Annotated in this window: 14 protein-coding genes; 13 read left to right on the forward strand and 1 reads right to left on the reverse strand. The window is 73.3% G+C overall.

What is annotated here, in order from left to right:
• Nucleotides 1–67: 67 nt before the first annotated feature.
• Nucleotides 68–568, reverse strand: coding sequence for an inorganic diphosphatase (locus tag ACFT2C_RS22570; RefSeq protein ID WP_108493354.1), 501 nt, complete (start codon nucleotides 566–568; stop codon nucleotides 68–70).
• 277 nt (nucleotides 569–845) lie between these two features.
• Between ACFT2C_RS22570 and dacB the strand changes: the two genes are divergently transcribed.
• The 13 genes from dacB (at nucleotide 846) to panC (ending at nucleotide 16585) form a co-directional block, all read left to right on the forward strand.
• Complete coding sequence (gene dacB, locus ACFT2C_RS22575; protein ID WP_377209322.1) at nucleotides 846–2276, forward strand: D-alanyl-D-alanine carboxypeptidase/D-alanyl-D-alanine-endopeptidase; 1431 nt, start codon at nucleotides 846–848, stop codon at nucleotides 2274–2276.
• A gap of 33 nt (nucleotides 2277–2309) precedes the next feature.
• Nucleotides 2310–3398: a zinc-dependent metalloprotease gene (locus tag ACFT2C_RS22580; protein WP_377209323.1), complete on the forward strand. Its 1089-nt coding sequence runs from the start codon at nucleotides 2310–2312 to the stop codon at nucleotides 3396–3398.
• A gap of 70 nt (nucleotides 3399–3468) precedes the next feature.
• Complete coding sequence (gene tilS, locus ACFT2C_RS22585) at nucleotides 3469–4599, forward strand: tRNA lysidine(34) synthetase TilS (RefSeq protein WP_377209354.1); 1131 nt, start codon at nucleotides 3469–3471, stop codon at nucleotides 4597–4599.
• A gap of 3 nt (nucleotides 4600–4602) precedes the next feature.
• A complete protein-coding gene (hpt, locus tag ACFT2C_RS22590) occupies nucleotides 4603–5157 on the forward strand; it encodes a hypoxanthine phosphoribosyltransferase (RefSeq protein ID WP_377209324.1) in 555 nt (184 codons plus the stop codon).
• A gap of 212 nt (nucleotides 5158–5369) precedes the next feature.
• Nucleotides 5370–7409 carry an ATP-dependent zinc metalloprotease FtsH gene (ftsH, locus tag ACFT2C_RS22595; protein ID WP_377209325.1) on the forward strand — a complete coding sequence of 680 codons (2040 nt, stop codon included), beginning with the start codon at nucleotides 5370–5372 and terminating at the stop codon, nucleotides 7407–7409.
• A gap of 27 nt (nucleotides 7410–7436) precedes the next feature.
• Nucleotides 7437–8060, forward strand: a complete 624-nt coding sequence (gene folE / locus ACFT2C_RS22600) for a GTP cyclohydrolase I FolE (RefSeq protein ID WP_377209326.1) — start codon at nucleotides 7437–7439, stop codon at nucleotides 8058–8060.
• An 86-nt stretch (nucleotides 8061–8146) separates the two neighbouring features.
• The gene (folP, locus tag ACFT2C_RS22605; RefSeq protein WP_377209355.1) at nucleotides 8147–9106 is read left to right on the forward strand and encodes a dihydropteroate synthase; all 960 of its coding nucleotides are present in this window, start codon (nucleotides 8147–8149) and stop codon (nucleotides 9104–9106) included.
• Nucleotides 9103–12066 carry a 2-amino-4-hydroxy-6-hydroxymethyldihydropteridine diphosphokinase gene (gene folK / locus ACFT2C_RS22610; RefSeq protein WP_377209327.1) on the forward strand — a complete coding sequence of 988 codons (2964 nt, stop codon included), beginning with the start codon at nucleotides 9103–9105 and terminating at the stop codon, nucleotides 12064–12066. Before folP ends, folK begins: the two co-directional genes overlap by 4 nt.
• A gap of 1 nt (nucleotide 12067) precedes the next feature.
• Nucleotides 12068–12553 carry a DUF3180 domain-containing protein gene (locus tag ACFT2C_RS22615; RefSeq protein ID WP_377209328.1) on the forward strand — a complete coding sequence of 162 codons (486 nt, stop codon included), beginning with the start codon at nucleotides 12068–12070 and terminating at the stop codon, nucleotides 12551–12553.
• A 35-nt stretch (nucleotides 12554–12588) separates the two neighbouring features.
• On the forward strand, nucleotides 12589–13080 hold the full coding sequence (locus ACFT2C_RS22620) for a PH domain-containing protein (protein ID WP_377209329.1): 492 nt from the start codon (nucleotides 12589–12591) through the stop codon (nucleotides 13078–13080).
• Nucleotides 13077–14654, forward strand: a complete 1578-nt coding sequence (locus tag ACFT2C_RS22625) for a PH domain-containing protein (RefSeq protein ID WP_377209330.1) — start codon at nucleotides 13077–13079, stop codon at nucleotides 14652–14654. Before ACFT2C_RS22620 ends, ACFT2C_RS22625 begins: the two co-directional genes overlap by 4 nt.
• 8 nt (nucleotides 14655–14662) lie before the next feature.
• On the forward strand, nucleotides 14663–15634 hold the full coding sequence (locus tag ACFT2C_RS22630; protein WP_377209331.1) for a Rossmann-like and DUF2520 domain-containing protein: 972 nt from the start codon (nucleotides 14663–14665) through the stop codon (nucleotides 15632–15634).
• 93 nt (nucleotides 15635–15727) lie between these two features.
• On the forward strand, nucleotides 15728–16585 hold the full coding sequence (gene panC / locus ACFT2C_RS22635) for a pantoate--beta-alanine ligase (protein ID WP_377209356.1): 858 nt from the start codon (nucleotides 15728–15730) through the stop codon (nucleotides 16583–16585).
• The last annotated feature ends 2 nt before the right edge of the window (nucleotides 16586–16587 follow it).

The following is a 16587-nucleotide window of genomic DNA, read 5'->3' on the forward strand; positions in this document are numbered from 1 at the left end:
CCTGTCCGAGTCTCCTCGGTGAAGCCGGGAGACTCGGACAGGCGCTCTACTTCGCGAAACGCACTACTCAGTGCTTGTCGTAGTAGCCCGTGTCCTTGGCGCGCTGGATCGAGCGGACGATCTCGGCCTCGGCGTCGGAGCGGCCCACCCAGTGGGCCCCCTCGACGGACTTGCCGGGCTCGAGGTCCTTGTAGACCTCGAAGAAGTGCTGGATCTCCAGGCGGTGGAAGTCCGAGACATCGTCGATGTCCTGGCGCCACGCGGCGCGCTGGTCGCCTGTCGGCACGCAGAGCACCTTGTCGTCGCCGCCGGCCTCGTCGCGCATACGGAACATGCCCAGCGCGCGGCACTTGATCAGACAGCCCGGGAACGTGGGCTCCTCCAGCAGGACCAACGCGTCCAGGGGGTCGCCGTCCTCACCGAGGGTGCCCTCGATGAAGCCGTAGTCGTCCGGGTAGCGCGTCGAGGTGAAGAGCATGCGGTCGAGGCGGATGCGTCCGGTCTCGTGATCCACCTCGTACTTGTTCCGCTGACCCTTGGGGATCTCGATCGTGACGTCGAACTCCACGCCGATGTGCTCCAGTTCTCGAAGATGGTCGCCGAAGTGTCTTACCGCGGCGGCGGCCTTGCGCCTGTCCAGTGTGCCATGTGTCCTGTGTCCCGACCGTTACCTGTGGTCAGAACCACGCTCCGCGTTGGGCATAATTCGCAGCGTGCGCGTCGCGCGCGGGAATCGAGCGCGCGAGCGGGTGAATTTCCCGTGAATCGCCGCTGCCGTACCCGTCGCGTGGTTTGCCGCGACTAGAGTTGGCTATGGCTTTTACGTGACGATCGAGAGGATGCCCATGGCGTGGGGGTTGCGCTCCGGTGCCGCCGTCGCCGCGGTCGTCGCCCTGTTCGGTGGGTACCTGGTCGCCGACGCGTACGACATGGTTCCCGGCATGCTCACCACGGCCGAGCCGTGGCCCGAGCCCAGCCCCTTCCCGACCGCGCCCGGCGCCGTCGAGGGACCCGCTCCCGCGGCGCTCCTGACTCGCCTCCCGGACGACGCGCCGGTGCCCGACAGTGTGGAGATGCAGCAGCTCGTGACCGGCCTGGCCAAGGACAAGCGGCTCGGCTCCCGGGTCGGCGTCGTGGTCGCCGACGGGGCGTCGGGACAGGTGCTCGGCTCGTCGAGCCCGGACAAGCTGATGACCCCGGCGTCCACGCAGAAGCTGTTCACCGGCGTCGCGGCGCTCTCGTCGTCCCGCGCGGACTCCACGCTGGACACCCGGGCCGTGCTCGTGGACGACAACACTGTGGTCCTGGTCGGCGGCGGCGACATGATGCTGTCGGCGGGCCACGGCGATCCCGACGCCGTCAACGGTCGGGCCGGCCTGGCCGACCTCGCCCAGCAGGTCGCCGCCAAGATCAAGGTCACCGGCGCCACCGAGGTCCGCGTCGCGCTCGACGACACGCTCTTCACGGGCGACGACATCGCGCCGACCGTGGCGGGCCCGGACATCGCGGCGGGCTACATCGCGCCGGTCTCGTCCCTCGGCATCAACGTCGGCCTGCTGTCCGACGGCTACGGCGACAACGGCCCCCGCGCGTCCGACCCCGGCAAGTACGCCGCCGAGGTCTTCTCCGCGGCGCTCGAGGACGAGGGCCTCCAGACCGCCGGCGCCGTCGTGAACGAGACCGCCCCGGACGACGCCCGCGTGCTCGGCGAGGTCAGCTCCGCGCCGCTCGCGGACGTCGTCGGGTTCGCCATGCAGAACTCCGACAACACGATCACCGAGGTCCTCGGGCGCCTCGTCGCGGTGGACGCCGGCCTGCCCGGCTCGAACGACGGCGCGACGCAGGCCGTGATCTCGAGCGCGACGCGGCTCGGCGTCGACATGACCGGCGCGAGGCTGCGCGACTGCTCCGGGCTCGGGGACGGCTCGTACCTGAGCACGCAGCAGCTCGTGAACCTGCTCGAGGTCATGGTCGACCCGAGACACCCGGAGCTGCGCAGCGAGGCAGTCGGCATGCCGATCGCGGGACTGTCGGGCACGCTCGCCAGCGCCCACGGGCGGTTCACCGGGGACAACCCCGCCCGCGGCCTGGCCCGCGCCAAGACCGGGAGCCTGCCCAAGGTCCGGGCGCTCGCCGGGACCGTGGTCACGGCCGACGACCGGCTCCTCGTGTTCTCGGTCCTGGCCGACTCGATCCCGGCCGACAAGACCCTGGGCGCCACGTGGATCTACGACGACTTCGTCGGCGAGCTCGCCGCGTACTCGGTCCAGGGCTGACGCAGGACCGGCCGTGACGGCTACCGTGGTCGGGTGACCCAGTCCTCCACAGCCCCGCAGGTCGTCGACTGGTCGGCGGCAGCCCAGATCGCCGGGCGCCTCGCTCCGCCCGGGCCCCAGGCGCCCCGGGAGGAGCTCGACGCCCTGGTGAGCGGCCTGCGCGGGGCGGCGGCGGACGCCGTCGGCCACGTGCTGGAGACGACGCGGATGACGCCGGCTCCGCGGGGTGAGGGCGGAAGCGCCGCGCTGAGCCCCGTGGCGGTCGTGGACCGCGCGACGTGGGCCCGCGCGAACACGCAGTCGATGGCGGTCATGACCGACGGGGTCGGCGCCGTCGTCGCCGAGATCTCCAAGGGGGCCACCTCGCCCGGCGCCCAGATGGCAGGCGCCGCCGAGATCGGCACGGCGCTCGCGCTGCTCAGCGGGCGGGTGCTGGGCCAGTTCGACCCCTACTCCGGGCCCGGTCGCCTCCTGCTCGTCGCGCCCAACGTGCTGCAGGCCGAGCGGGCGCTGCGCGTCCCGGCGCGCGACTTCCGGCTGTGGGTGTGCCTGCACGAGCAGACGCACGCCCTGCAGTTCGGCGCGGCACCGTGGCTCGCGGGCCACCTCAGCGGCAGCATGCGGCACCTGGTGACGGGCATGGCGCGGACGTCGGCCGAGCTGGCCAAGGCACGGTTCGACAAGAAGGTCATCACGATCGGGCGGAGCGTGCTCGCCACCCTGCGCGGCGAGAACGGCACCCTGATCGACGGCATGCTCACGCACGAGCAGAAGGACGAGCTCGCCGACATCACCGCGGTCATGGCTCTCCTGGAGGGGCACGCCGACGTCATGATGGACGCCGTCGGGCCGCGAGTGGTGCCGTCCGTGCGGCGCATCCGCGCGCGGTTCGAGCGGCGGCGCGACGGCGAGGGGCGCAGCTCCTTCGACGTCGTGGTGCAGAAGCTGCTCGGCATGGACGCCAAGCTCGCGCAGTACCGCAACGGCGCGGCATTCGTGCGGGCCGTGGAGCGGGCGGTCGGGCGCGACGGGCTCAACGCCGTCTGGGCCGCCCCGGAGAACCTGCCCAGCGCCCGGGAGATCGCCGACGCCCGTGCGTGGGTGCGCCGGGTGCACGGATGAGGACGGCGTGGACGGCGCCGCTCTCGCCCCTCGCGCCGCCTCCGCCGTCCGACGGCGGGGACGCCTGACCGTGGCTCGTGTCGACCCCGCCGTCGCCGCGGCCCGGAACGCGGTCCGGGCGGTGCTGGCCGGACTCGGCCCGGACGACCTGGTGCTGGTCGCCTGCTCCGGCGGCGCGGACAGCCTGGCGCTCGCGGCCTCGGTGGCGTTCGAGGCGCTGCGGGTCGGGCGGTCGGTCCGGTCGCGCGGATATGCGGTGCGGTCGGGCGCCGTCGTGGTGGACCACGGGCTGCAGACCGGCTCCGCCGAGGTCGCCGAGCGTGCCGCCGACCAGTGCCGCGCCCTGGGCCTCGACCCGGTGGTGGTCCGGCACGCAACGTGGGCGGGGCGCTCTGCCGGGCCCACGTCCGACGGGGGAGGGCCCGAGGCCGCCGCCCGGGATGCCCGGTATGGCGCGCTGGAGGCGGTCGCCGCGGAGACCGGGGCCGCGCTGGTGCTGCTCGGGCACACCCTCGACGACCAGGCGGAACAGGTGCTGCTCGGGCTGGCCCGCGGCGCCGGCGCCCGGTCGCTGGCCGGGATGCCGCGCGAACGGGGGATCTTCCGCCGGCCGTTCCTGGGGCTGCGGCGCGCACAGACCGAGGCGGTGTGCGCGGCGTCGGGCCTGGAGTTCTGGACGGACCCGACGAACCTGCTGCCCGACGCCGCCGCGCCCGCGCCCGATCGCTTCACGCCGCTGCGGTCCCAGGTGCGCGGGCGGGTGCTGCCCGTGCTGGAGGAGACGCTGGGGCCGGGCATCGTCGAGGCCCTCGCGCGCAGCGCGGACCAGCTCCGCGACGACGCGGACCTGCTGGACGCCCTCGCGGCGGAGCTCCTGGGGCAGGCTCGCGTGGCCGGGGAGGGGACAGACACCGAGCACGCCCTCGACGTCGAGGTGCTGGAGAAGGCACACCCGGCCCTCCGGCGTCGTGCCCTGCGGCTCGCCGCGCTCGCCGTGGGCTGCCCGCCCTCGGACACCACCGCGCGGCACGTCGACGCGCTGGACGCGCTCGTCGTCTCGTGGAGTGGTCAGGGCCCCGCCCACCTCCCGGGCGGCGCACAGGCCGGTCGCGCGTGTGGCAGGCTTTTCCTGCGCGCCTCGCCGACCGGTAACCCGGACGGCGGTACCGGCGTCCGGCCCCCCAGCACAACCCAGGAGTAACTCGTGGACCAGTCCGACGTCGGCCCCGACCTCGCAGAGATCCTGCTCTCGGAGGAGCAGCTCACCAAGAAGCTCGACGAGCTGGCAACCCAGATCGACGCGGACTACGCGGGCAAGGACCTGCTCCTGGTGGGAGTCCTCAAGGGTGCCGTCATGGTGATGGCCGACCTGTCCCGCCGCCTGCACCACAAGGTCCAGATGGACTGGATGGCGGTGTCCTCGTACGGCTCGGGCACCAAGTCCTCCGGCGTGGTCCGCATCCTCAAGGACCTCGACGCGGACCTGACGGGCCGCAACGTGGTCATCGTCGAGGACATCATCGACTCGGGCCTCACCCTGTCCTGGCTGGTGTCGAACCTGCGCTCGCGCGGCCCCGAGTCCGTCGAGATCGCCGCGATGCTGCGCAAGCCGGACGCCGCCCAGGCCGACGTCGACGTGAAGTACCTCGGCTACGACATCCCGAACGAGTTCGTGGTGGGCTACGGCCTCGACTACGCCGAGAACTATCGGAACCTGCCGTTCGTTGCCACCCTGGCACCGCACGTCTACGGCGGCTGAGCAAGCGGCTGGCTTCCTCAGCACCGCTCCACCTCAGCACCGCTCGACGCCGCGAGTGCCCATCCCGGGCGGTTCGTCACGTCTGGGCGAGGTGTGGCCCGGGCATCACATGCTCTGGGCGAACACTCGGGTCTCCTGTCAGGGAGACCATGTAGTTTCGACGGAAACATACTGCGCGAGCGGAGGGAAACGGGGCATGGTCCCCGTCGCCGATGAACATCAAGAAGCTTCTGAGTGGGCCTGTCATCTGGATCCTGGTCGCCTTGGTCGTGGTGACGCTGGCCATCTCGGCACTGAACCAGCCCAATGTCTCGCGAATCGAGACGTCACAGGGAATCGAGCTGCTGGGGGGCAGCACGGTCGAGCACGCCCTGATGGTCGACGGCGAGCAGCGCGTGGAGCTCAAGCTCTCCAAGGCGTACTCGTCGACCGACGGTGAGGGCGACGACGCCGAGAAGGTCGACCACGGCAAGACCGTCGAGTTCTTCTACACCCTGCCCCAGGGCGACCGGGTCGAGGACGCCATCGTGAAGTCCGACCCGGCTGACGGGTTCGACTCGGAGGTGCCGCAGCCCAGCTTCTGGTCCTCCATGCTGTCGGTGCTGATCCCGTTCCTCCTGATCGGTGTCGTGTTCTGGTTCCTGCTCTCGCGGGCCCAGGGCGGCGGCAACCGGGTGATGGGCTTCGGCAAGTCCAAGGCCAAGCTGGCCAGCAAGGACACCCCGCAGGTGACCTTCGCCGACGTCGCGGGCGCGGACGAGGCGGTGGAGGAGCTCCAGGAGATCAAGGAGTTCCTCGCCGAGCCGGCCAAGTTCCAGGCCGTCGGCGCCAAGATTCCCAAGGGCGTGCTCCTGTACGGCCCGCCCGGTACGGGCAAGACGCTCATCGCGCGCGCCGTCGCCGGCGAGGCCGGCGTGCCGTTCTACTCGATCTCCGGCTCGGACTTCGTCGAGATGTTCGTCGGCGTGGGCGCGAGCCGTGTCCGCGACCTGTTCGAGCAGGCCAAGCAGAACTCGCCGGCGATCATCTTCGTGGACGAGATCGACGCCGTCGGCCGGCACCGCGGTGCGGGCATGGGCGGTGGGCACGACGAGCGCGAGCAGACGCTGAACCAGATGCTCGTCGAGATGGACGGCTTCGACGTCAAGACGAACGTCATCCTCATCGCCGCGACGAACCGTCCCGACATCCTCGACCCGGCGCTGCTGCGCCCGGGCCGCTTCGACCGGCAGGTCGCCGTGGAGGCCCCGGACCTCAAGGGCCGCGAGGCGATCCTTCAGGTGCACTCCCAGGGCAAGCCCATGGTCGACACGGTGGACCTCGAGGCCGTCGCCCGCCGCACGCCCGGCTTCACGGGTGCGGACCTGGCGAACGTGCTCAACGAGGCCGCACTGCTCACCGCCCGCAGCGGCGCGCAGCTCATCGACGACCGTGCGCTCGACGAGGCCATCGACCGCGTCGTGGCCGGCCCGCAGAAGCGCACGCGCGTGATGAACACCAAGGAACAGAAGATCACGGCGTACCACGAGGGCGGGCACGCCCTCGTCGCCGCGGCGATGCGCTACACGGACCCCGTGACCAAGGTGACGATCCTGCCGCGCGGTCGCGCGCTGGGCTACACCATGGTCATGCCGCTCGAGGACAAGTACTCGACCACGCGCAACGAGCTGCTCGACCAGCTCGCCTACGCGATGGGCGGCCGCGTGGCCGAGGAGATCGTGTTCCACGACCCCACGACCGGTGCCTCGAACGACATCGAGAAGGCCTCGGCGATCGCGCGCAAGATGGTCACCGAGTACGGCATGAGCGACGCCGTCGGTGCCATCAAGCTCGGCACGAGCGCCGGCGAGCCGTTCCTCGGCCGCGACTACGGGCACGAGCGGGACTACTCCGAGTCCGTCGCGAGCACCATCGACGCCGAGGTGCGCAAGCTCGTCGAGGCAGCGCACGACGAGGCGTGGGAGGTGCTGAGCCAGTACCGCGACGTGCTCGACGACCTGGTGCTGGGTCTGCTCGACAAGGAGACGCTGAACCAGAAGGAGCTCGCGGAGGTCTTCCGGACCGTCGAGAAGCGCCCGGCCCGCGACGTCTGGCTGTCCAGCGAGCAGCGGACCGTGCACACGCGCGGACCCGTGCTCACGCCCAAGGAGCTGGCCGCGCAGAACGGGCACACCATGGTGGTGCCGCAGGACGAGGCGGTGCTGGACGCGGCGCCGTCGTCGGACGCTGCGCCTACCGACTCGCCGAACTGAGCAGCAACGAAGACCGGAGCAAGAACCATGGCCGACAGGTCAGTCACCCCCGTGTCGACGCCCGTGCGTCGTGCGGTGGACATTCCGCCGTACGACGCCGCGCGGGCCGAGGCCGCGGTCCGTGAGTTCCTCCTCGCCGTCGGCGAGGACCCCGAGCGCGAGGGCCTGCGCGAGACGCCGGCCCGCGTCGCCCGGGCGTACCAGGAGATCTTCGCCGGCCTGCGGCAGGAGGCGGAGGAGGTGCTGACCACCACCTTCGACATCGGGCACGAGGAGATGGTGCTGGTCAAGGACATCGAGGTGTACTCCACCTGCGAGCACCACCTGGTGCCCTTCCACGGCGTCGCGCACGTGGGGTACATCCCGAACGTGGACGGCCGCATCACGGGTCTGAGCAAGCTGGCCCGGCTGGTCGAGGTCTACGCGCGCCGCCCGCAGGTCCAGGAGCGGATGACCACCCAGATCGCGGACTCCCTGGTGGAGATCCTCGAGCCCCGGGGCGTGCTCGTGGTGGTCGAGTGCGAGCACCTGTGCATGTCGATGCGTGGCGTCCGCAAGCCCGGCTCGCGGACCATCACGTCCGCGGTACGCGGGGTCATGCGGGACGGCGCCACCCGAGCCGAGGCGATGAGCCTCATTCTCGGGAAGTAGCTGTGGCTCTCGCCGCCGGCCATCCCTCCCGGGACGCCCGGGTGCTCGGCCTGCCGGAGCTCTCCGGCGTGGGCCGCACCCTGGTGATGGGTGTCGTCAACGTCACCCCGGACTCGTTCTCGGACGGCGGGGAGTGGTTCGAGCCGTCGGCCGCCGTCGCGCACGGGCTGGAGCTGCTCGGCGAGGGCGCGGACATCCTGGACGTGGGCGGGGAGTCCACCCGGCCCGGGTCGGTGCGCGTCCCGCAGGACCAGGAGCTGGCCCGCGTGCTGCCCGTGATCGAGCGGCTCGCGGCGCACGGCGCGACGGTGAGCGTCGACACCACACGCGCGGCGGTCGCCGAACGGGCGGTGGCGGCGGGAGCGCGCATCGTGAACGACGTCTCGGGCGGCCTCGCCGACCCCGAGATGGGCCGCGCGGTCGCCGAGACCGGCGCCGCGTACGTGGCCATGCACTGGCGCGGGCACGCGGACGTCATGGACGACCTCCAGGTGTATGACGACGTCGTGGCCGACGTCCGCGACGAGCTCGCGGCCCGCATGGCCGCCCTGCACGACGACGGGGTGCGGCCCGAGCAGGTGATCCTCGACCCCGGGCTCGGCTTCGCCAAGGCGGGAGCGCTGAACTGGCCGCTGCTGGCCCATCTCGACGCGCTCCACGAGCTGGGCCGCCCGGTGCTCGTGGGCGCGTCCCGCAAGCGGTTCCTGGGTCATCTGCTCGCCGACCCGGCCGGGCACACCGCGCCGCCGCGCGCCCGGGACGACGCGACGGCCGCGATCTCGGCCCTCTCGGCCGCCGCGGGCGCCTGGTGCGTGCGCGTGCACACGGTCCGGGCCAGCGTCGACGCCGTCAAGGTGGCCGCCGCGTGGGCCGCCGCGGGTCACGAGCGCCGGGTAGGGTCACCGGGTACCTCTCCCCAATCCGCACCGGGGGCATTGACTTCCACCGTGGCCTTGACCACAGAATCGTGGACGGCCGGGGATCAGGACATGCCGACCTGGCAGGATTCCGGTGCACGAAAAGACGACGGGGGGAGACCACGGTGACCACAGCGTTCGGAACGGGCGTTACAGGCCCGGACGGCCGGTCGCTGGACCAGGTCCAGCTGACAGGCGTGAGCGCGCGGGGGTACCACGGTGTGCTGCCGTCGGAGCGGCAGGCCGGCCAGGAGTTCCGGGCCGATGTCGTGCTGTACCTGGACACGCGCCCGGCTGCGGCCGGCGACGACCTGGCACAGACGGTGAGCTACGCGGACGTGGCGAGCGATGTCCACGACATCCTGGCGGGCGAGCCCGCCGACCTCGTCGAGACGGTGGCCGAGCGGATCGCCGCCGCGGTGCTGGCGCGGCCGCAGGTCGAGGCGGTGGACGTCCGCGTGCACAAGCCGCAGGCGCCCATCCCGGTGCCGTTCGCCGACGTCGAGGTGGTGATCCGCCGCGACCGCGTCCACGCGCCGGTCGTGGCCGCGCCGGGAGTGCTGGCGCGCTCGGCCGAGTCCATGACCCCGGCCGCCGGCGCCGAGGCGCTCCGGCAGGCGCACGACGCCCTTCGGCAGACTCAGGACCCGTCCGAGAGCCTGGCCTACGAGCCGACCTCGCAGGACACGCTCCGGACCGATCCGCCCACCGACTCGTGGAACGAGGCCGCCGAGCACGCGCGCAGCGGGTCCGACGCCGCGTCGTTCGCGGCCGAGCCCGTGCCGCGGGACTTCGAGCCGGTCGCCCGTCCGGCGACCGCCGAGCCGGAGCAGTTCGAGCCGGAGCCCTACCGGCCCGATCCCTACCAGCCCGAGCCGTACCAGCCGGCGCCGCCCTACGAGCCCGGGCCCGCCGAGCAGGCACAGCCGGCACCGGAGCGGGCCGAGTCGTTCGAGGCGGAGCCGCTCCTCGAGCGGGTCCCGGCGTCGGTGGCGCCCGCGGTGCAGCCGGCGGTCGAGATGCCGGAGCCCCTGCCCGTGCCGGAGCTCATCGCGCCCGAGCCGATCCAGGTGATCCCCGCGGCGTGGGACCTGCAGCCCGACGCGCCGGCGCCGGCGGAGCAGCGTGAGCAGCCCGCGCAGGAGCCGGTGTTCCAGCCGGAGGAGCAGTTCCAGCCGAAGCCGGTGTTCGAGCCGGCCCAGCAGTACGAGCCGGCCCAGGGCCTCGTGCAGCAGGAGGGGCTCGACCGGTCGAACGGGTTCGAGCCGCAGTACGACCAGTTCGCGCAGCCGGAGCAGGCTCAGCCCGAGCAGCAGGCTCAGCGGTTCGAGCAGCAGAGCTACGAGCAGCCGCAGCAGTACGACCAGCGACAGCAGCAGTTCGAGCAGCCGCAGCAGGGCTACGAGCAGCCGCAGCAGTTCGATCAGCCTCAGCAGTTCGAGCAGCCGCAGGCCGATCCGCAGCAGAACCACTACGACCAGCTGTTCGACCAGCAGTACGACCGGGGCGACATGGAGCCGACCCGGGTGGTGGCGGCCGTCCCCGACTCCGCCGTCGGGCAGCCGGAGCAGTACGGCCAGGAGCAGTACCAGCCCGAGGAGTACCAGCAGGAGCCGCGCGACCGGTTCGACGAGGTTCCCGCCGGATACGTGGAAGTGGTCATCGCCATCGGCGCCAACCTGGGCGACCCGCAGGCGACCATGCGGTCCGCGGTCGCCGAGCTCGACCGGCTGCCCGGCCTGCAGATCACCGACGTGTCCCCGCTGGCCCGCACGGCCGCCGTCGGGGGTCCCGAGGAGCAGCCCGACTACCTCAACGCGGTGCTGCTGGCCCGCACGACGCTCTCGGCCCGCGGGCTGCTGCACGCCTGCCAGGAGGTCGAGAACGTGCACGGCCGCACCCGCGAGGAGCACTGGGGCCCGCGCACGCTGGACGTCGACCTGATCACCTACGGCAACCTGACGGACTCCGCGAACGACCTCGAGGTGCCCCACCCCCGTGCGCACGAGCGTGCGTTCGTCCTGGAGCCCTGGTCGCAGATCGCGCCCGACGCCGTGCTGCCCGGCCTGGGCGGCGGCCCGGTGGCCCAGCTCGCGGCCACGGCTCCCGACCGGGCCGGCATCCGCTGGCTCGCCCTCGACTGGCTCACCGACCCGGGGCCGGAGCAGGGCGGCGGCCCGGGTCCCACCCACCCGACCGCGCCCGACGACGGCGGACAGCCCGGCCAGGACGCGCACGTCGCCGAGATGCCGCCTGCGCTGCCGCCGTCCGTCCCGCCGAGCGGGCGCCCGCCGGTCAGCCCTGGCGGTCCCGTGGTCGAGGTGCCGGGCGGAGGCCACCCGCAGGGGCAGCACAGCGGCCAGGTGGAGCTCGATCGCCAGGCGCAGCAGGGCGGCGTCGTCCCGCAGCAGGACGTGTACCCGGGCGGCCCGCACCCGCAGAGCTACGCCAGCGGGCCGGTGCCGGGCTCGGGCGGCTCCGTGCCGATCCCGCAGCAGGTGTCGCAGGCCGCTCCCGCGACCTCGCGGACGCCGCCGCCGGCCGGGATGCCGGGCATCGGCTCCGCCGTCCCGCCGCCGGAGGAGGCGCTCGTACCGGCACCGCCCGCGCCCATCGCGCCCCGCGCCGTGCGGGACACCGCGCACGAGGAGCCCCAGCACGAGCCGCTGCCCCAGCCGACGCCGGCCAAGCCGGTGTTCGCGCCGGTCAACCCGTCGCGCCAGTCGGGCGTCTTCCCGCCGGTGAACGGTGGCGGCTCCCAGGAGCAGGCGACGCCCGTGTTCCCCCCGGTGAGCACCCCGCCGAACGGGGTGTCCGACCCGGGCCAGAACGGTCACCTGAACGGTCACCAGAACGGTCACCAGAACGGTCACCTGAACGGACAGTCGAACGGTCACCTCAACGGACAGCCGAACGGTCACCTCAACGGCCAGCCGAACGGTCACCCGACCGCCTACGACAGCGACCACACGGTGATCCGCGTGCCGGGCTTCGTGGGCGAGCAGCAGCGGGCCGTGCCGTCGGACGGCCCGATCGACTCGGTCCCCTCGTGGGTCCCGGTCCGGGACGAGCGGGGGCGCGACGCCTGACATGCGCAGAACGCCGATCGGATCTCTGATCGCGGTTCTCGTCGCCGTCGCGGTCGTCGGCTGGCTCGTGCTGCGCGCCCTCGAGGCGCGCAGCGTGTACCTGCCGGTGGTGCCCTGGCTGGTGGACGTGGCGATCCTGGCGCTGGCCGGAGCCGTGTTCTGGTCGGGCTGGACCGTGCGGTCGTACCAGAAGGGCAAGCGGCCCTCGCTCGACGGGCTCCGGGCCGCCCGGACGCTCGTCCTGGCGAAGGCCGCCGCGCTGACGGGCGCGCTGCTCGGAGGCTGGTACCTCGCCCAGGTGCTCGTGGTGCTGGGCGACCTCGCCATCGAGCCGCGGCGCGACCGTGCGGTGGCGGCCGGCATAGCGGTGCTGTGCTCGGTGGCGCTCGCCGTCGTCGGCCTGATCGTGGAGAAGTTCTGCGAGCTGCCGCCGTCCGACAAGGACCGCGCGGGCTCCGAGGAGGGCGAGTCCCCGGCCCCGGCCTGAGGCCGCGCTGTCCAGTCCTTGCCCACTGCGGAAGAATGGCCACCATGACCAGCCCCTTCGAACCGCACGACGTGACCTGGAACCGCGTGTCCCCGCGCCTCGTGACGGCCATGCTGGTACCGGCCGCCATCAGCCTCGGCCTACCGGCGGTGGTCGGCGTCGTGCTCGCCGTGACCGTCAGCCCCTGGTTCTGGCTCCTCGCCGGCTTCCCGGCCCTCTTCCTGGTGTGGTCGATCCTCCTGGTCCCGCGCCAGGTCAGGGCTATCGGCTACGCGGAGCGCGACGACGACCTGCTCATCCGCAAGGGGGTCATGTTCCGGTCGATGGTCGTGGTCCCCTACGGCCGCATGCAGTACGTGGACGTCGAGGCCGGGCCCCTGGACCGCAAGCTGGGGCTGGCCAAGGTGCAGCTCCACACGGCGTCCGTGGGCACGGACGCCCAGATCCCCGGCCTGCCCCCGGACGAGGCGGCGCGGCTGCGCGACCGCCTGGCGTCCCGCGGTGAGGCCCGTCTGGCGGGGCTGTGAGCACGCCGGAGACCCAGCGGGCCCAGCCCCAGGCCGAGGACCTCGAGTGGCGGCGCGTCCACCCGGTGACGCCGCTGGTCCGCGGCTGGGCCGTGGTCGGTGCCGCGGTCGTGGTCCTGGGCCAGCAGAGCCTCGACGGCGGGCCGCGCGGCGGTCTGATCGCCCTGGTCACCAGCGAGTACTGGTGGACGCTGCTGGCCGCGCTCGCCGCCGTCGCCCTCGTGGGCTGGGGCTACTCGGTGCTGGCCTGGCGCATGACCACCTACGCCATCGGCGAGGAGACCGTGCACCTGCGGCGCGGCATCCTGTTCCGCCAGCAGCGGCACGCGCGCCTGGACCGGCTGCAGTCGGTCGACATCCGGCAGCCGCTGGTGGCCCGCTTCTTCGGCCTGTGCGAGCTCACCCTGGAGACGGCGGGCGGCTCGGACTCCGGCGTCGCCATCGGCTTCCTGAAGGGGTCCGACGCCGACGAGCTGCGCGCGGAGCTCCTCGCCCGCGCGGCAGGCCTCAAGGTGGCCAGGAAGAGCCCGGCGGCCGACGCCCGGTCGCACCCCGTGGCCGGCACCGTGACCGCCCCCGCCGGCCCGGCCCCGGAGGGCGCGGGCCCGCAGGACGCGGTGACCGAGGACGCCGTCGGGCAGGCAGGGCCAGCGGGGGAGCAGGAACCCACGCGGCCGACGACCCTCGAAGCGCCCCAGGTCCCCGTCCTCACGGTGCCCGTGGGGCGGCTCATCGCCTCGGTGGTGCGCTCCGGGGCGATGATCACGCTGGCCCTGTGGGCCGTAGGCGTCCTGGTGGTCATGATCGCCACCGGCGAGATCGCCGTCATCTCCGCCTCGCTGCCCGCGGTGCTCGGCGCCAGCGCCTACCTGTTCAACCGCCTCACCGGCGAGTTCGACTTCCGGGTGGCCATCTCGCCCGACGGCGTCCGGCTGCGCCACGGGATGCTCGAGACGCGCTCCCAGACCATCCCGCCCGGCCGCGTGCAGGCCGTCCGCCTGGTGCAGAGCGTGCTGTGGCGCGGGCGCGACTGGTGGCGAGTGCAGGTGAACGTCGCCGGCTACGGCGGCGAGAGCGAGGAGAAGAACAGCGTGCTGCTGCCGGTCGGCACGCGCGAGGAGGCATTGACCGTGCTGTCCCTCGTGCTGCCCGACCTCGGCGTCGACGAGCCGCGCCGCGTCCTCGACGCGGGCCTGGACGGCGACTCCCGGACGGAGAGCGCGTACGTCGCGGCATCCCGGCGGACGCGCATACTGGATCCGGTGGCGTGGCGCCGCAACGGGTTCACCGTGACGGGTCGCGCGCTGCTGCTGCGCCGGGGCCGCATGGTGAAGGTCCTGGACGTGGTGCCGCACGAGCGGACGCAGTCGCTGGGCCTCAGCCAGGGCCCGTGGCAGCGCCGCCTGGGCGTGGCCTCGTTCCAGGTGCACTCCACGGAGGGGCCGGTGCATCCCGAGGTGCCCCACCTCGACGCCGCCGATGCCGCTCAGCTCATGGCGGAGCAGGCCAGGCGCGCCCGCACCGCCCGCGCGGCGGCAGGTCCCGAACGATGGATGGAGCGACAGGACGAGTGACCGGATCGGTGAGTGATCCCCAGGAGCCGGGCCACCGGCCCGGCCGGCTCGGCGTCGGCGTCATCGGCGCGGGACGCGTGGGCGCGGTGCTCGGCAACGCGCTGCGCGCGGCGGGCCACGCGGTCGTCGGCGCGAGCGGCATCTCGGACGACTCGCGGGAGCGCATCGCCACGCTCCTGCCGGGCGTGCCCAACCTCGAGGTGCCCGACGTCGTCGAGCGCGCCGAGCTCGTCCTCCTCGCGGTGCCCGACGATGCCCTGGGCCCCCTGGTCTCCGGCCTCGCCGACACCGGGGCCTGGCAGCCGGGGCAGCTCGCGATCCACACGTCCGGCCGGTTCGGGACCGCCGTGCTAGAGCCCGCCCGGCTCGGCGGCGCCATCCCGCTCGCCGTGCACCCCGCCATGACCTTCACCGGCACGTCCCTGGACCTGGCGCGCCTGGAGGGCTGCACGTTCGCCGTGACCGGCCCCGCGCCCGTGCTGCCGATCGGGCAGGCCCTCGTGGTCGAGATCGGCGGCGAGCCCGTGATCGTGGACGAGGCGGCCCGCGGCCTCTACCACGCGGCCCTCGCGCACGGCGCGAACCACCTGGTCGTGCTCGTCGCGCAGACCGCGCAGGCGCTGGAGGCGGCGGGCATCGAGGCGCCCGGCCGGGTGCTCGCGCCGCTGCTCTCGGCGGCCCTCGAGTCGGCGACCCGGTCCGCCGACGCGCGCGACGGCGTCGGGCCGGGCGCGATCTCCGCGCTCACCGGCCCGGTCTCGCGGGGCGACGTCGGCACCGTGCGCCGCCACCTGACCGAGCTCAGCGCGCTGGCCGCCGCCAGCGGCGCCACCGACATCCCCGACAGCTACACCGAGCTCGCCCGCGGGGCCACGCGCCGCGCGCTGGCGAGCCACCGCATCGACGACGCCGCGGCACAGGCGCTGCTGGACGCGCTCGACAACGCGACCGGCCAGTCGCGTGCAGGAAGGAAGTCTTAAGTGTTCACGCAGGCCCCCACCTCGCCCGATGCGGAATCCGCGCAGCGCGCCCCGCTGGTGGTCAGCACTCGCTCCGAGCTGCGCGACGCGCAGATGCGCTGGGCCCTCGCCGGGCCCCTGGAGCCGTCCGGGCCCGACACGGGCCCCGCCAAGCGCGCAGTCGTCATGACGATGGGCGCGCTGCACGACGGGCACCTGGAGCTGGTGCGCCGCGCGCGCGAGGAGGCGGGCCCGAACGGCCAGGTGATCGTCACGATCTTCGTGAACCCGCTGCAGTTCGGCGCGGGCGAGGACCTCGACAGCTATCCGCGCGACCTGGACGGCGACGTGGCCAAGCTCGCCGGCGTCGGCGCGGACGTCGTGTTCGCGCCCACGCCCGACGTCGTCTACCCCGACGGCGACCCCGTGGTGCGCGTCTCCGCCGGGCACATCGGCGACGTGCTCGAGGGCGAGCACCGCCCCGGGCACCTGGACGGCGTGCTCACCGTGGTGCTCAAGCTGCTGCACCTGGTGCGGCCCGACGTCGCGCTGTTCGGCGAGAAGGACGCCCAGCAGCTCCTGGCCGTGCGTCGCATGGTGCGCGACCTGGAGGTGTCGGTCGAGGTGGTGGGCGTGACCACGGTGCGCGAGCACGACGGGCTGGCCATGTCCTCGCGCAACGCGTACCTGTCCGCGGACGAGCGGGAGCGGGCCCTCGCCCTGTCCCGCGCGCTGCGCGCGGGAGCGGCGGCCGCGGACGGCGGCCCGGCGGGTGTGATCAACGCCGCGCGGCAAGTGCTGGACGAGGCCGACGGCGTCGTGGTCGACTACCTCGCGCTCGTCGATCCGGTGACCGTGGACGCGGTCGCCGACGACTACTCCGGCCATGCGCTGCTGCTCGTGGCCGCACGGGTGGGTAGCACCCGCCTGATCGACAACCAGGCCGTCGAGGTCTCGCCAGACCAGAGGTAACG

This window comes from Promicromonospora sp. NPDC057138 (assembly GCF_042670845.1).
Classification (GTDB): Bacteria; Actinomycetota; Actinomycetes; order Actinomycetales; family Cellulomonadaceae; genus Promicromonospora.

Coding starts and splice junctions, on each gene's coding strand:
- panC (WP_377209356.1), top strand. CDS start 15,728: ATGCGCTGGGCCCTCGCCGGGCCCCTGGAGCCGTCCGGGCCCGACACG.
- ACFT2C_RS22620 (WP_377209329.1), top strand. CDS start 12,589: ATGGCCACCATGACCAGCCCCTTCGAACCGCACGACGTGACCTGGAAC.
- folE (WP_377209326.1), top strand. CDS start 7,437: ATGGCCGACAGGTCAGTCACCCCCGTGTCGACGCCCGTGCGTCGTGCG.
- ACFT2C_RS22615 (WP_377209328.1), top strand. CDS start 12,068: ATGCGCAGAACGCCGATCGGATCTCTGATCGCGGTTCTCGTCGCCGTC.
- dacB (WP_377209322.1), top strand. CDS start 846: ATGGCGTGGGGGTTGCGCTCCGGTGCCGCCGTCGCCGCGGTCGTCGCC.
- ftsH (WP_377209325.1), top strand. CDS start 5,370: ATGAACATCAAGAAGCTTCTGAGTGGGCCTGTCATCTGGATCCTGGTC.
- folP (WP_377209355.1), top strand. CDS start 8,147: ATGGGTGTCGTCAACGTCACCCCGGACTCGTTCTCGGACGGCGGGGAG.